This is a genomic window from Pseudomonas sp. LB-090624, assembly GCF_003205205.1.
GTDB lineage: Bacteria > Pseudomonadota > Gammaproteobacteria > Pseudomonadales > Pseudomonadaceae > Aquipseudomonas.
In genome coordinates this window covers 210,463-224,312 of record NZ_QJRL01000003.1, presented here as the reverse complement: position 1 = coordinate 224,312, position 13,850 = coordinate 210,463, and the positions used below count along the sequence as shown (strand labels likewise).

Genomic DNA, 13,850 nt, shown 5'->3' with positions numbered 1-13,850 from the left:
ACACTTCTGTTCCCCTCTTTTGAATATGCCTTGCTGATACGGGACGTTGGCTGACGCGCCATCGTCACGCTGATCATGCCATCAGCGGTGCTTTTCCGGCCGATCTGTTTCTGCATATTGCATCGGCTTTTTGCCGCGTATCGCGATGTTACCCTGAGTACGCCCACGCAATGTGGGCCTTCCGGCATTCAATACAGTATGTACGTGCTGCTCGCTCAAGGACGCCTTGGCAGCGGAGCGGTCTGCCCAGGCATCCAGAAAAAGACGAGAAAAGGAGTATCACGCCATGCATGCCATCAGCTTCATCCAGGACCTGGCAGTCATCATGCTGGTCGCTGGCGTGGTGACCATTCTGTTCCACCGGTTCAAGCAGCCGGTGGTGCTGGGCTACATTGTCGCCGGCTTCATCATTGGCCCGCACACCCCGCCGTTTGGCCTGATCCACGATGAAGACACCATCAAGACCCTGGCCGAACTGGGGGTGATCTTCTTGATGTTCTGCCTGGGGCTTGAGTTCAGCTTGCGCAAGCTGTTCAAGGTGGGGGCGACTGCATTTATCGCGGCGTTCCTGGAAATCGTGCTGATGATCTGGATCGGTTTCGAGATCGGCCGCTGGTTCGGCTGGAACACCATGGACTCACTGTTCCTTGGCGCCATCCTGGCCATTTCTTCGACCACCATCATCGTCAAGGCGCTCAACGACCTGAAGATGAAAAACGAGCGCTTTGCCCAGCTGATCTTCGGTGTGTTGATCGTCGAGGACATCCTTGGCATCGGCATCATCGCCCTGCTCTCGGGCATCGCCGTCAGCGGTACGGTGAGCTCGGGCGAGGTGTTCTCCACCGTTGGCAAGCTGTCGCTGTTCATGATCGTTGCCTTGGTCATCGGCATCCTGCTGGTGCCAAGGCTGTTGGCCTATGTGGCCAAGTTCGAAAGCAACGAGATGTTGCTGATTACCGTGCTGGGCCTGTGTTTCGGCTTCTGCCTGCTGGTAGTGAAACTGGAGTACAGCATGGTGCTAGGCGCCTTCCTGATCGGCGCGATCATGGCCGAGTCGCGCCAGTTGCTGAAGATCGAGCGCCTGATCGAGCCGGTACGCGACCTGTTCAGCGCCATCTTCTTCGTTGCCATCGGTCTGATGATCGACCCGCAGGTCCTGGTCGACTACGCCTGGCCAATCGTGGTCATCACCCTTGCCGTAGTGCTGGGCAAGATGCTGTCCTGCGGCATGGGGGCGTTCATTGCAGGCAATGACGGACGGACCTCGTTGCGCGTGGGCATGGGCCTTTCGCAAATCGGCGAGTTCTCTTTCATCATCGCTGCACTGGGCATGACCCTGCAGGTAACCAGCGACTTCCTCTACCCGGTGGCGGTCGCCGTATCGGCAATCACCACGCTGCTGACGCCGTACCTGATCCGTGCTGCCGACCCGCTGTCGCATAAGCTGGGCAATGTGGTGCCCCGCCGCCTGGCGCGGGTGTTGTCGTTATATGGCGAGTGGCTGCGCAACATTCAGCCGCAGGGCGAGAGCGCCATGGTGGCGGCCATGATCCGGCGCATCCTGTTGCAGGTGGGGGTTAATCTGGCGTTGGTCATCGCCATCTTCTTCAGTGGTGGCTACTTCGCCGGGCGTATCGGCAACTGGCTCAGTGAATGGGTAAGCGATGCCAGCCAACAGAAAGCAGTGATCTGGGGCGCGGCGTTGCTGCTGTCGCTGCCATTTTTGATCGCCGCGTACCGCAAACTCAAGGCGCTGTCGATGCTACTGGCGGAGATGGGGGTGAAGCCGGAAATGGCCGGGCGGCATACCCAGCGTGTGCGCCGTGTGATTGCCGAGGTCATTCCGCTGTTGTCGCTGCTGGTGATTTTCCTGCTGCTATCAGCGTTGTCGGCGAGCATCCTGCCGACCAGCGAACTACTGCTGGTCATTGCCGTAGTGGCTGCGGTGGTGGTGGCGCTGTTGTGGCGCTGGTTCATCCGCGTGCATACGCGGATGCAGATTGCCTTGCTCGAGACGCTGGAAAACAGCCGCGAGAATTCGCACTGAGAAGGGATCACGCTCCCTGCGCAAGCTTTCACCGTCGTCCGAGGGGATGGAGCGGTAGCGATGTCGCCAGGCGCAGGAAGCCTGGCGATTTTACTACATAGATGGCACTAAGCCATATGTTCCAGTCCCGGCTCATCCAGGGGGCAATCAGCTCTCCAGCCAGACATCCCGCGCCCAGTGCCACACCGATTCCCAGCTTTCCTCGCCGACGATTTCGTCTTCGGCGCTCCATAGCACCACGGTTCCGTCTTCTTCGACGCAGTAATAGTCGTCGCCGTCCTGGCACAACGGGATCAGCTCGCGGGGAACGCCCGCATCCCAAGCGGTAGCGGCAACTTCTGGCAGGTACGTGTGTGAATGTGGGTCAGTACAAGTGACGGGCTCAAGAGAGCCGTAAACCACGTCACTCACGGTTAGCAGAAATTCTTTGAACACGTATGGAATGTTAATGAACAGCTGTTCTTCGATCTCTACCAGCTGGTCCTCATCGGGCAGCTCCAGAGGCACCGGTACCGGCTCATTGGCTTCACGGAGTTGTTCGATCACTTCTTCCACGGTTCACTTCCTCTGACCTAGATGACAACGCTGCGCGTTATACCCTAGTAGGCCACTCTGGCAAAAGCAAAAACCCCGGAGCAGGTCCGGGGTTTTTGGTGCAGCACTCAGCGGTTAGCCGTTTTGACGGATACCGGCAACCAGCCACGGCTGGTTCTCGCCCGGGGCGCGAACCATGTGCCAGCTTTCGCTGAACACTTCGCCTTGGTCGAAGCGCGAGTTCTTCGACACGCCACGGAAGGTCAGGGTAGCGTCAGTGCGGTCGGCACGATCATCGACGCCGTCCAGCTGCACTTCAAGGTTATCGATGTAGGTGGACTGGAAGCCGTCACCCAGTTCGGCACGCTCGCGCTTGAGGAATTCAAGCATTTGCGGGGTGACGAACTCGGCGATCTTGTCCATTTCATTGGCATCCCAGTGCTGCTGCAGCGACTGGAAGTGGTTGCGGGCGGCAGCCAGGAAGCTCTGCTCATTGAACCAGGCCGGGGCATTGATCACCGGGGCAGCGGCGGCGGCAGGCGCAGCCGAACCACCGAAGATCGACGGCTGGGCAGGCTGACCGTGAGCTTCACGCTGCATGGGGGCGTGGCCCGGCATAGCCATTTGCGGCTGCTGCTGGCGACGGCGTGCGGCGATGAAGCGGAACACCAGGAAGGCGATGAGCGCAATGATCAGGAAGTCCATGATCTGGAAACCTTCGAAACCGTCGCCCATGAACATGGACGCCAGCAGGCCACCCGCGGCCAGGCCGGCGAGTGGGCCCAACCAGCGCGAAGCACCGCTGGCCGCCGGAGCTGCACGACCAGGAGCGGTCGGCGCGGCGGCAGGCGTGGTTGGCGTGGCCTGGCGGGTCTGGTGGATAGGCGCGGAGCCCGAGCTCTTGCCGCCGCCGAAACGCTTGGCGTTGGCGTCCAGGCTCAGCGTCAGGCCGACGCAGAGCGCCAGTGCGATGCTAAGAAAACGTTGCATAAGTGGGATATCCCCTATTGTGGATTGCACGCGCATCATGTTGCACAGGTTCGTGGCCGCATGACCAGCAACATAATGTTTCGAGCTTTTGCCTGAAGTTGCAAACTTGGCGGTGCAGGCTCTCGCAGGTGCGGCCAGCGGCAGGTTCAGAGGGCCTCGAGCTTGGCGTACCCCAGCATCAGCCACTTGCTGCCTTCGGCAAAATTCACCTGCACCCGTGCCTGCGCGCCGGAGCCCTCGAAGTTGAGGATTACACCCTCGCCAAACACCGAATGCTGCACCCGCTGGCCGAGGTTGAAGGCGGTCTGTGGAATGCTGGCGTTGGCGAACAAGTTGCTGTTGGAGGCCGTTTTCGCGCCGCCGAACGGGCGGCTGACGCTATTGGACAGGCGCACTTCCTGAACCAGACCCGCCGGAATCTCGCGTACGAAACGCGACACCTTGTTGTAGGTCTCACTGCCGTACAGGCGACGTGTTTCAGCGTAGGTCATCACCAGCTGGCGCATGGCACGGGTGATGCCCACATAGGCCAGGCGGCGTTCTTCTTCCAGGCGGCCAGGTTCTTCCAGGCTCATCTTGTGCGGGAACAGGCCTTCTTCCATACCCACCAGGAACACATACGGGAACTCCAGACCCTTGGCGCTGTGCAGGGTCATCAGCTGGATACTGTCTTCATGCTCGTCGGCCTGGGTATCGCCGGCTTCCAGCGAGGCGTGGCCAAGGAAGGCGGAAAGCGGCGAGAGGTCGGCGTCTTCTTCTGTGGATTCGAAGTTGCGCGCTGCGCTGACCAGTTCCTCAAGGTTTTCTACCCGTGCCTGGCCCTTTTCACCCTTTTCTTCCTGGTGATAGGTGATCAGTCCGGACTGCTCGATAGTGGTCTGGGTCATGGTATGCAGCGGCATGTCCACCACCTTGGTCGCCAGCCCCTCGATCAGCTCGACGAAGGCGCCCAGGGCACTGGCGGCGCGGCCTTTCAGGGCCTTGGCGGCCAGCAGCTGGCACATGGCTTCCCACATGGAGAGCTGGCTGTGGCGGGCGTGCTCGCGGATGGCCTCGACGGTTTTTTCGCCAATGCCGCGCGGCGGCACATTGATTACCCGTTCCAGAGCGGCATCGTTGCCACGCCCCTCGATCAACCGCAGGTATGCCATGGCGTTCTTGATTTCGGCGCGTTCGAAGAAACGCTGGCCGCCATAGATACGGTAGGGAATGCGTTCGCGCAGCAAGGCTTCTTCCAGCACCCGCGACTGGGCGTTGGAGCGGTACAGAATGGCGATTTCGTTACGCGTATTCCCCTGCTTGACCAGGCTTTCGATGGTTTCTACCACGTAGCGCGCTTCGTCATGCTCGTTGTAGGCCGCGTACAGGGTCAGCGGTTCGCCTTCGCCCATGTCGGTCCACAGCTCCTTGCCCAGGCGGCCGCTGTTGTTGGCGATCAGTGCGTTGGCCGCCTTGAGGATGCCCCCGGTGGAGCGGTAATTCTGCTCCAGGCGGATCATTTCGGCGTCGGGGAAATCGGCGGTGTATTGGTGAATGTTCTCGATCTTGGCGCCGCGCCAGCCGTAGATCGACTGGTCATCATCGCCCACCGCCATCAGGCTGGCACCACCCCGCGCCAACAATCTCAGCCAGGCGTACTGAACGGCGTTGGTGTCCTGGAATTCGTCTACAAGCACATGTTGGAAGCGCCGCTGGTAGTGCTCCAGCAGGCCGGGGTGGTCGCGCCACAGGTCCAGGGCGCGCAGCAGCAGTTCGGAGAAATCGATGACACCGGCACGTTCGCAGGCCTGTTCGTAGGCGGTATAGACTTCGCGCATGGTCGCCAGGAACAGGTCGCCGCCAGCCTGGATATGCTGCGGGCGCAGGCCCTCGTCCTTCTGCCCGTTGATGAACCATTGGGCCTGGCGTGCTGGCCACTTCTGCTCGTCCAGGCCCAGCTCGCGCATCACCCGCTTGATCAGGCGCTGCTGGTCGTCGCTGTCGAGGATCTGAAAGTTCTGCACCAGCCGCGCTTCCTGCCAGTGAGCCCGAAGCAGGCGATGGGCGAGGCCGTGGAAGGTGCCGACCCACATGCCTGCCGGGTTGATGCCCAGCAGTTGCTCGATCCGCTGGCGCATTTCTGCTGCAGCCTTGTTGGTGAAGGTCACCGACAGGATCGAGTGCGGCGAGGCCTGCTCCACCTGGATCAACCAGGCGATGCGGTGCACCAGCACGCGGGTTTTACCGGAACCGGCGCCGGCAAGCACCAGTTGACGCCCCAGCGTGGCCGCTACGGCCTGGCGTTGGGCATCGTTGAGGGAGTTCAGCAGGAGGGAGAGGTCGTCTGTGCGCATCGGGCCATTCTAGGGCGAGGCAAGGGCAGGGGCAAATGCCTACTGTATAAATGTTCACCTCTCGCGCTGCCACCCATCGGCCAGGACGGTTCTGGCTTTCACGATGGGTGCAGGGTGCTCAGCGCAACCATGCCCTGCCGGTATGTGCCAGCAACTGATTGGCCTGCTCCGGGCCATTGCTGCCAGCAGCGTAGGGCCGAGGTGCCTGAAAGTGCTCTTCCCAGCCCTTGAGCATGGAATCGACCCAGGCCCAGGCTGCTTCCACTTCGTCGCGGCGCATGAACAGTGTCGAATCGCCTTCCAGCACATCCAGCAACAGGCGCTCGTAGGCTTCCCAGCGGCGGGTCTGGCTGAATACCTGAGCCAGGTTCAAGTCCAGGTCCACCGGCTCCAGGCGCATGCCCTTGCCCGGGCTCTTGGTCATCATGCGCAGGCTGATGCGTTCGTCCGGTTGCAGCTGAATCAGCAACTGGTTGACTTGGCCCCCGCTGAACAGCTCGTGCGGTACCGGTTTGAACTGGATGACGATCTGCGACGAACGCCGCGCCATGCGCTTGCCGGTACGCAAGTAGAACGGCACGCCCGCCCAGCGCCAGTTGTCGATGTGGGCCTCGATGGCGACGAAGGTTTCAGTGTCGCTGTCGTTGTCCACGTCCTTTTCGAAGTAGTAGGCCGGCACTTCCTGGCCGCCGATTCGCCCGGCCCCATACTGGCCGCGCACGGTCTTGTCCTGCACGTCCTGGCCGGTGATCGGCTTGAGCGCGCGCAGGATCTTCACCTTTTCGTCGCGTACCGCCTCGGCCTCGAACTGCGCCGGTGGTTCCATGGCAACCAGGCACAGCAGCTGCAGAAGGTGGTTTTGCAGCATGTCGCGGATTGCCCCGGCGCGGTCGTAGTAGGCACCGCGGTTCTCTACACCCAGCGTCTCGCAGACGCTGATCTGCACATGATCGACCTGGCTGTTGCGCCACACCGGCTCCAGCAGGGCGTTGGCGAAGCGCAGCGCCATCAGGTTCTGCACGGTTTCCTTGCCCAGGTAGTGGTCGATGCGGAACACCTGTTTTTCCTCGAACACCGCGCCAATCGCTTCGTTGATGGCGGTGGCCGATTCCAGCGAGTGGCCGATGGGCTTTTCCAGCACGATGCGCGCTTCGCTGTCGGCCAGGCCGGCAACGCGCAGGTGGTTGGCAATCGGTACGAACAGGTTGGGTGCCGTGGCCAGGTAAAAGATGCGCGTCAGCCCACCAGGCTCGCCCAGGTAGCGTGCCAGGCGGCCAAAGTCGGCGCTCTGCGAGGCATCCATGGGAAAATAGTCGAGCCGCGCGGAAAACCGCTGCCAGACTTCTTCATCGAAGTTGCTGCGGGCAACCTGTGCACGGCAATGGCGTTCGGCGAGTTTCAGGTAGTCGTTGCGCGGCATGTTGCGTCGGGCCAGCGCGATGACCCGCACGGCAGGGTTCAGACGGGCCTCGCGAAACAGGTGGTAGAGCGCCGGAAGCAATTTGTGCAGGGCCAGATCGCCGGTACCGCCGAAGACCAGAATGTCGCAAGGAATAGTCAAACCGCCACTCTCCACGTTCGTTTAACTGGGCGGGTTGGCGTCCATGTAGTATAACTACAAGAAAGCTACAACCCGGCCAGCCGATCATAACCGAGTCCAGCCCGTGAATCTGTTGCAACATATCGCCCAATCGCGCCACCTGCTGCGCAAATCGGAATTGAAAGTGGCCGACCACGTGCTGCTCGACCCGGCTGCCGTCATGCACAGCTCAATGGCCGACTTGGCGCACAGTGTGGGTATCAGCGAACCGACCATCGTGCGATTCTGCCGAGCGATTGGTTGCTCGGGCTTTCAGGACCTGAAGCTGAAGCTGGCGCAAAGCCTGGCTGCCGGGGCCAGTTTTGGCCAGTTCGCCATCCATGAAGACGACTCGGTCGCCGACTACAGCCTGAAGATTTTCGACACCACCCTGCACACCCTGATGGAAGTGCGCGAGCATCTTGACCCGCAGGCGCTGCAACAGGCGGTGAGCGCCATGGCCCAGGCGCAGCGTGTGGAGTTCTACGGGTTTGGTGCCTCCGGCGCGGTGGCTGCCGATGCCCAGCACAAGTTCTTCCGCCTGCTGCTCAGCGCGGCGGCATATTCCGACCCGCACATGCAGGCAATGTCGGCCGTTACCCTGAAACCAGGCGATGTGGCGGTGTGTATTTCCCAGTCGGGACGCTCCAAAGACCTGCTGATCACCGCCAACCTGGTGCGTGAGAGTGGTGCCAACCTGATAACCCTGTGCCCCAGCCAGACGCCTCTGGCCGAGTTGTCGACCGTCAACCTGGCGATCGACGTGCATGAAGACACCGAAATCTATACCCCGCTCACCTCGCGGATCGCCCACCTGGTAGTGATCGACGTGCTGGCCATGGGCGTGGCCATGGCGCGCGGGCCGAGCCTGGTCAACCACCTCAAGAGCGTGAAGCGCAGCTTGCGCAGCCTGCGTTTGTCGCCCAAGTCGATCAAGGCTACCGACGATTGAGATGAATGGCCTGTGCTGGCCTCATGGCTGGCACAGGCAGTGAAGATTCACGATTTTGTCACCATTCCTCAGCCAAACCGTAAACCTCTAAGGCCAGTCTGAAGTTCCCGCATCCTATCTGGGAGACAGGCAATGGCTCGTGACTTCGACGGAACGTACCAACCCAACGCCAAAGCTCGCAAGCAGCAGGAAAAGGACCAGCGCCGCATGGAGTACCGCCGCGCGATCGAGAGCTATTGCGACCAGCGGCAACTGCTGCGCGACTTGGCGGATTACCCCGAGCTGCAGGAACTCACGGTGTGGCAGGCATCGGCGGCAATTTCCCCGAAAAACGCTCAACCAGCGCGCTGATCAGCGCACGTTCGCCGCGGATGAACGCCAGAAAGGCCAAAGCCACCGGTGACTGCCGCTTGGCCTTGGCCTGCACCACGCACCAACTGCGGTACAGGGGCAGCTCCTCCACGGGTAGCTCTTTCAGTACGCCCGTAGCCAGCTCGAGGTTCACCGCATGGCGGGTCAACAGGGCGATGCCCAGCCCGGCAATCACGCATTCGCGCTGGGCATCGGCCGAGGCCACTTCGAGGGTTTGGGTGAAGTGCACGCGCTTGTCCTTGAAGTACTCTTCACACGCCTTGCGCGTGCCCGAGCCCTGCTCGCGCACCAGCAGGGTGTGAGGCTCCAGGTCCTGCAGGCGCAGTTGTTCCAGTTTGCACAGCGGATGCTCGGGGGGAGCAACGGCGATTATCGGGTTGTTGAGGAACGGCAGAAATTCCAGGCCCATGTCCTGCGGCACCATGGACATGATGATCAGGTCGTCGCGGTTGTCGGAAAGGCGGCGGATGGCCTGAGCGCGGTTGACCACCGTGAGGGTCAGGTTGACCTCCGGGTGACGCTGCTTGAAGGCGGCGAACAGGTGTGGCACGAAGTACTTGGCACTGGACTCGATCGCCAGCTTCAACTGCCCCTGCAGTGAGCCCTGCATGTCCGATAACTGCATGTCCAGGCTCTCCAGGCGCCCGAAAATGTCGCGGCTGGCGCGCTGCAGGGCCTCGGCCGCTTCGGTCAGGTACAGCTTTTTGCCCACATACTCGAACAGCGGCTGGCCAATCAGCTCTTCAAGCTGGCGGATTTGTAGACTTACGGCGGGTTGCGTCAGCGCCATCTCCTCGGCCGCCCGGCTATAAGAACGCAAATCGCATACCTCATTGAAGATCTGCAATTGACGCAAAGTCATACGCATCAAGGACTTACGCATTTTATAGGGGCTCTTCGGCAATACCTTGTTACCTAACTATAAGCTTTTGCTAATACAGCCCCTAACAAATATTGATTTTTGTTTATCGACCTACAGCGCTAGGGTGATTGTGCGACTGGCCAGCAACGTCTGGTCACGCGCCGACCGGTAGAACCGGCTCGACTGTTCCTACGGCTTTGGGAAGACTCCAGTGATAAAAAAAATCCTGATCGCCAACCGAGGTGAAATCGCAGTTCGGATCGTGCGTGCCTGCGCCGAGATGGGCATTCGCTCGGTAGCGATCTATTCCGACGCCGACCGCCACGCCTTGCACGTCAAGCGTGCCGACGAAGCACACAGCATTGGTACCGAGCCGCTGGCCGGTTACCTGAACCCGCGCAAGCTGGTGAACCTGGCTGTGGAAACAGGCTGCGATGCCCTGCACCCGGGCTATGGTTTCCTGTCGGAGAACGCCGAACTGGCAGAGATCTGCGCCGAGCGCGGAATCAAGTTCATCGGCCCGGCCGCCGACGTGATTCGCCGCATGGGCGACAAGACCGAAGCGCGCCGCACCATGATTGCCGCTGGTGTGCCGGTAACCCCGGGCACCGAAGGTAACGTGGCCGATATCCATGAAGCCCTGAGTGAGGGTGAGCGTATCGGTTACCCGGTGATGCTCAAGGCGACCTCCGGTGGTGGCGGCCGCGGCATTCGTCGCTGCAACAGCCGTGAAGAACTGGAACAGAACTTCCCGCGGGTAATTTCCGAGGCGACCAAGGCCTTTGGTTCGGCCGAAGTGTTCCTGGAAAAGTGCATCGTCAACCCCAAGCACATCGAAGCGCAGATCCTCGGTGACAGCTTCGGCAACGTGGTGCACCTGTTCGAGCGCGACTGCTCGATCCAGCGCCGTAACCAGAAGCTCATCGAAATTGCCCCAAGCCCACAGCTCACCCCCGAGCAGCGCGCCTACATCGGCGACCTGGCGGTGCGTGCAGCCAAGGCGGTGAACTACGAGAACGCCGGTACCGTGGAGTTCCTGCTCGCCGATGGCGAGGTGTACTTCATGGAAATGAACACCCGGGTGCAGGTGGAACACACCATCACCGAAGAAATTACCGGTATCGACATTGTCCGTGAGCAGATCCGCATTGCATCTGGCCTGCCGCTTTCGGTAAAGCAGGAAGATATCCAGCACCGCGGTTATGCGCTGCAGTTCCGGATCAACGCGGAAGACCCCAAAAACAACTTCCTGCCCAGCTTCGGCAAGATCACCCGTTACTACGCCCCCGGTGGCCCGGGCGTGCGTACCGATACGGCGATCTACACCGGCTACACCATTCCACCGTTCTACGACTCCATGTGCCTGAAACTGGTGGTGTGGGCGTTGACCTGGGAAGAAGCCATGGACCGCGGCCTGCGGGCCCTGGACGACATGCGCGTGCAAGGGGTGAAGACCACCGCCGCGTACTACCAGGAAATTCTGCGCAATCCGGAATTCCGTAGCGGCCAGTTCAACACCAGCTTCGTTGAAAGCCACCCGGAACTGACCAACTACTCGATCAAGCGCAAACCCGAAGAGCTGGCCCTGGCCATCGCCGCCGCCATCGCCGCCCACGCAGGCCTGTGAGGAACCCCATAATGTCCAAGAAAATTCACGTAACCGACACGATCCTGCGCGACGCCCACCAGTCTCTGCTGGCTACCCGCATGCGTACCGAAGACATGCTGCCGATCTGCGACAAGCTCGACAAGGTTGGCTACTGGTCGCTGGAAATGTGGGGCGGCGCCACTTTCGACGCCTGTGTGCGTTTCCTCAAGGAAGACCCGTGGGAGCGACTGCGCAAGCTGCGTGCAGCGCTGCCCAACACCCGCCTGCAAATGCTGCTGCGCGGCCAGAACCTGCTGGGCTACCGGCACTACAGCGATGACGTGGTCAAGGCCTTCGTTGCCAAGGCGGCGGTCAACGGCATTGACGTGTTCCGCATTTTCGACGCCATGAACGATGTGCGTAACCTGCGTGTGGCCATCGAGGCGGTCAAGGCTGCTGGCAAACACGCTCAGGGCACCATCGCCTACACCGTCAGCCCGGTGCATACCATCGAAGCCTTCGTGAACCAGGCCAAGCAGATGGAAGCCATGGGTTGTGACTCGATCGCGATCAAGGACATGGCCGGCCTGCTGACGCCGTTCGCTACCGGCGAACTCGTCCGGGCGCTGAAGGCCGAGCAGTCGCTGCCGGTGTTCATCCACTCGCACGACACCGCCGGCCTGGCTGCCATGTGCCAGCTCAAGGCTGTGGAAAACGGCGCCGACCACATCGACACCGCTATCTCCAGCTTCGCCTGGGGCACTAGCCACCCGGGTACCGAGTCGATGGTTGCTGCGCTCAAAGGCAGCGAGTTCGACACCGGCCTGGACCTGGAGCTGCTGCAGGAAATCGGCCTGTACTTCTATGCCGTGCGCAAGAAGTACCACCAGTTCGAAAGCGAGTTCACCGCCGTGGACACGCGTGTGCAGGTCAACCAGGTGCCGGGCGGCATGATTTCCAACCTCGCCAACCAGCTCAAGGAGCAGGGCGCGCTCAACCGCATGAACGAAGTACTGGCCGAGATTCCGCGTGTGCGTGAAGACCTTGGTTTCCCGCCGTTGGTAACCCCGACTTCGCAGATCGTTGGTACCCAGGCGTTCTTCAACGTGCTGGCCGGCGAGCGCTACAAGACCATCACCAACGAGGTGAAGCTGTACCTGCAAGGCGGTTACGGCAAGGCCCCGGGCGTGGTCAATGAGCAACTGCGCCGCCAGGCCATCGGCAGCGAGGAAGTGATCGACGTGCGCCCAGCCGACCTGCTGAAGCCGGAAATGGCCAAGCTGCGTGGCGACATCGGCGCCCTGGCGCGTTGTGAAGAAGACGTGCTGACCTTTGCCATGTTCCCGGATATCGGCCGCAAGTTCCTTGAAGAGCGCGAAGCCGGCACGCTGACCCCTGAAGCCCTGCTGCCGATTCCGGAAGCCGGTGCCGTGGCGGCCCCTGGCGGGGAAGGCGTACCGACCGAGTTCGTCATTGACGTGCATGGCGAAACCTACCGCGTCGACATTACTGGCGTGGGTGTGAAGGCCGAAGGCAAGCGTCACTTCTACCTGTCGATCGACGGCATGCCGGAAGAAGTGGTGTTCGAGCCGCTCAACGAGTTTGTCGGCGGTGGCGGCAGCAAGCGCAAGCAAGCGAGCGCGCCGGGCCACGTCAGCACCAACATGCCAGGCAACATTGTCGATGTGCTGGTCAAGGAAGGCGACATGGTCAAGGCCGGCCAAGCGGTGCTGATCACCGAAGCCATGAAGATGGAGACCGAAGTGCAGGCCGCCATCGCTGGCAAGGTCGTGGCCATCCATGTGGCCAAAGGCGACCGTGTGACGCCGGGTGAGATCCTGATCGAGATCGAGGGCTGATTCAGCCCCCTTCATCTACAAGCGGTTTACCTCTGGGGAGCGGATGCTCCCCTTTTTTTCAGCCTTTGCGGCACACCTCAAGGGTTTCAACCTGCCCACCCGGTTGCTGATTCGTTTCGCTCAACCACCGCTCAAACCCAGCAGCCACTTGCGGCCACTCATCATCGGTAATCGAATACCACGCCGTATCGCGGTTGTGGTCTTTCACGACCAGGTGCTTGCGGAACACCCCTTCGAACACAAAACCAAAGCGCTCCGCCGCGCGCTTGGAGCGGGCATTGGCATTATTGCACTTCCATTCCAGCCGGCGGTTGCCCAGCTCGAAGCCCAGTTTGCCCAGCAGGTACACCGCCTCGGTACCCTTTGGCGTGCGTTGCATGGCGGCGCCGAAGGCGATGTGGCCGATTTCGATGCGGCCGTGGTCGGGCACGATCGACATCAGGCTGAGAATTCCCTGGGCCTGGCCGCTGGGGCGGTCGATGACGGTGTAGTACAGCGGGTCGCGGCCTGCGGCGTTACCTTCCAGCCAGCGGTCGAAAGCGGCACGTTCGCTGAATGGGCCATAGGGTAGGTAGTCCCATAGCACGGGGTCTGAGCCCGGGCCTTGCAATACCTCCCAGAGGTCATCGCCATGGCGTGCGGGATCGAGCTTTTCAAGGCGAATGAAGCGGCCCTCTATCGGCTCGGCCTGGGGCGTTGCGGCGGGTTTCCAGTTCAGTGCATCTGTCATGTTC

General features: G+C 61.2%; 11 protein-coding genes. 5 read left to right on the top strand and 6 right to left on the bottom strand.

Features of this window, described 5'->3' with window-relative positions; all coding sequences use genetic code 11:
* Positions 1 to 286: 286 nt before the first annotated feature.
* The gene (locus DMX11_RS04905) at positions 287 to 2,047 is read left to right on the top strand and encodes a cation:proton antiporter (RefSeq protein WP_110743465.1); all 1,761 of its coding nucleotides are present in this window, start codon (positions 287 to 289) and stop codon (positions 2,045 to 2,047) included.
* Between the two features lie 147 nt (positions 2,048 to 2,194).
* Here the strand turns inward: DMX11_RS04905 and DMX11_RS04900 are convergent, their stop codons facing one another.
* The 4 genes from DMX11_RS04900 to zwf form a co-directional block, all read right to left on the bottom strand.
* Complete coding sequence (locus DMX11_RS04900; RefSeq protein ID WP_110743464.1) at positions 2,195 to 2,602, bottom strand: SMI1/KNR4 family protein; 408 nt, start codon at positions 2,600 to 2,602, stop codon at positions 2,195 to 2,197.
* A 114-nt stretch (positions 2,603 to 2,716) separates the two neighbouring features.
* Positions 2,717 to 3,571, bottom strand: a complete 855-nt coding sequence (locus DMX11_RS04895; protein WP_110743463.1) for a Tim44 domain-containing protein — start codon at positions 3,569 to 3,571, stop codon at positions 2,717 to 2,719.
* 146 nt (positions 3,572 to 3,717) lie between these two features.
* Complete coding sequence (gene uvrD, locus DMX11_RS04890; protein ID WP_110743462.1) at positions 3,718 to 5,904, bottom strand: DNA helicase II; 2,187 nt, start codon at positions 5,902 to 5,904, stop codon at positions 3,718 to 3,720.
* 118 nt (positions 5,905 to 6,022) lie between these two features.
* A complete protein-coding gene (gene zwf, locus DMX11_RS04885) occupies positions 6,023 to 7,465 on the bottom strand; it encodes a glucose-6-phosphate dehydrogenase (RefSeq protein WP_110743461.1) in 1,443 nt (480 codons plus the stop codon).
* Positions 7,466 to 7,568: 103 nt separating this feature from the next.
* Between zwf and hexR the strand changes: the two genes are divergently transcribed.
* Both hexR and DMX11_RS04875 read left to right on the top strand, forming a co-directional pair.
* Entirely contained in the window at positions 7,569 to 8,435 is an 867-nt protein-coding gene (gene hexR / locus DMX11_RS04880; RefSeq protein WP_003253273.1) for a transcriptional regulator HexR, read from the top strand.
* A 132-nt stretch (positions 8,436 to 8,567) separates the two neighbouring features.
* Positions 8,568 to 8,786 (top strand): PA3496 family putative envelope integrity protein, encoded by a 219-nt coding sequence (locus DMX11_RS04875; protein WP_110743460.1) that lies wholly within the window; start codon positions 8,568 to 8,570, stop codon positions 8,784 to 8,786.
* Here the strand turns inward: DMX11_RS04875 and DMX11_RS04870 are convergent.
* On the bottom strand, positions 8,728 to 9,675 hold the full coding sequence (locus DMX11_RS04870) for a LysR family transcriptional regulator (RefSeq protein ID WP_177410711.1): 948 nt from the start codon (positions 9,673 to 9,675) through the stop codon (positions 8,728 to 8,730). The two genes, DMX11_RS04875 and DMX11_RS04870, sit on opposite strands and share 59 nt — an antisense overlap.
* Positions 9,676 to 9,880: 205 nt before the next feature.
* On the opposite strand from DMX11_RS04870, the gene DMX11_RS04865 reads away from it, so the two are divergent.
* The gene (locus tag DMX11_RS04865; protein WP_110743458.1) at positions 9,881 to 11,296 is read left to right on the top strand and encodes an acetyl-CoA carboxylase biotin carboxylase subunit; all 1,416 of its coding nucleotides are present in this window, start codon (positions 9,881 to 9,883) and stop codon (positions 11,294 to 11,296) included.
* Positions 11,297 to 11,307: 11 nt separating this feature from the next.
* The gene (gene oadA, locus DMX11_RS04860) at positions 11,308 to 13,116 is read left to right on the top strand and encodes a sodium-extruding oxaloacetate decarboxylase subunit alpha (protein ID WP_110743457.1); all 1,809 of its coding nucleotides are present in this window, start codon (positions 11,308 to 11,310) and stop codon (positions 13,114 to 13,116) included.
* Positions 13,117 to 13,174: 58 nt separating this feature from the next.
* On the opposite strand, the gene DMX11_RS04855 is transcribed toward oadA, so the two are convergent.
* Positions 13,175 to 13,846, bottom strand: coding sequence for a GNAT family N-acetyltransferase (locus DMX11_RS04855; RefSeq protein WP_110743607.1), 672 nt, complete (start codon positions 13,844 to 13,846; stop codon positions 13,175 to 13,177).
* Positions 13,847 to 13,850 lie beyond the last annotated feature (4 nt).

Excerpts from the sequence above, each read along its gene's own strand:
- DMX11_RS04905 (WP_110743465.1), top strand. The coding sequence starts at position 287 with ATGCATGCCATCAGCTTCATCCAGGACCTGGCAGTCATCATGCTGGTC.
- DMX11_RS04895 (WP_110743463.1), bottom strand. The coding sequence starts at position 3,571 with ATGCAACGTTTTCTTAGCATCGCACTGGCGCTCTGCGTCGGCCTGACG.
- uvrD (WP_110743462.1), bottom strand. The coding sequence starts at position 5,904 with ATGCGCACAGACGACCTCTCCCTCCTGCTGAACTCCCTCAACGATGCC.
- DMX11_RS04875 (WP_110743460.1), top strand. The coding sequence starts at position 8,568 with ATGGCTCGTGACTTCGACGGAACGTACCAACCCAACGCCAAAGCTCGC.
- DMX11_RS04870 (WP_177410711.1), bottom strand. The coding sequence starts at position 9,675 with ATGCGTATGACTTTGCGTCAATTGCAGATCTTCAATGAGGTATGCGAT.
- oadA (WP_110743457.1), top strand. The coding sequence starts at position 11,308 with ATGTCCAAGAAAATTCACGTAACCGACACGATCCTGCGCGACGCCCAC.
- DMX11_RS04855 (WP_110743607.1), bottom strand. The coding sequence starts at position 13,846 with ATGACAGATGCACTGAACTGGAAACCCGCCGCAACGCCCCAGGCCGAG.